Annotated in this window: 1 protein-coding gene; it reads left to right on the top strand. The window is 57.9% G+C overall.

The annotated features are described in order from the left end of the window. Window positions 1-242, top strand: a 242-nt coding sequence (locus AC1RO3_RS08210; RefSeq protein ID WP_481763962.1) for a hypothetical protein, incomplete at its 5' end; no start/stop codon positions are given. Between the last annotated feature and the right edge of the window lie 401 nt (window positions 243-643).

The following is a 643-nucleotide window of genomic DNA, read 5'->3' as shown; positions in this document are numbered from 1 at the left end:
GTGAAGTGAAGCGCACGTATTACCAACAGTCTTTGGCTCTGAAGCATCGCATTCGCGAATTGTTGGACGGGCACCACTCGTACACGACATGGCTCGTGGCGCAGGGTGCGCTTCCTGAATACGAGGGCACGGTGGGAGACGCTCCCTACTCTGGCTACATCGATTCGTTGCCCGGTGTTCTTGAATCCCGCATCGCGTGGGCCGAGTGGATGCTCGAAAACTGGTGCGGAGAACAAGCATGAACAAGATTCGATATGCGGTGCTGGAGCTGGCACATTCGTTGGTGCAGGCAACACCATTGAAAACTGTATCACCGAATTATTTCGTGTGCTGCGCGGTGCAGGCAGCGGGGGAAGCGCTGGACCAAGGAAAGCCCGGTATCTACAGTGTAGAAGCTCAAAAGGTGCGCGCCGCTATCCGTGCGTCCCTCGGGGCCCATAATGTACTAGAGTCGTGGCTCCGAGCACGTCGCGATTCCGGGTTCGATGCGGAGGCCGATGACGCTGAGCCGCGACTTCGGGCCACGCGTCTTGCGTGGATCAAGTGGATGATGGACAACTGGTGTTGGGAGCAAGCATGAACGTAGACGCAATTCCGGAAAAGACGGTGCGTGGCGCACTGCTGCGGCAATACGCACGTTGGG

This window comes from Dellaglioa sp. CoH-57-MRSF-19 (assembly GCF_056781975.1).
The sequence above is the reverse complement of the archived record's forward strand: the minus strand, read 5'-3'. Positions and strand labels throughout refer to the sequence as shown.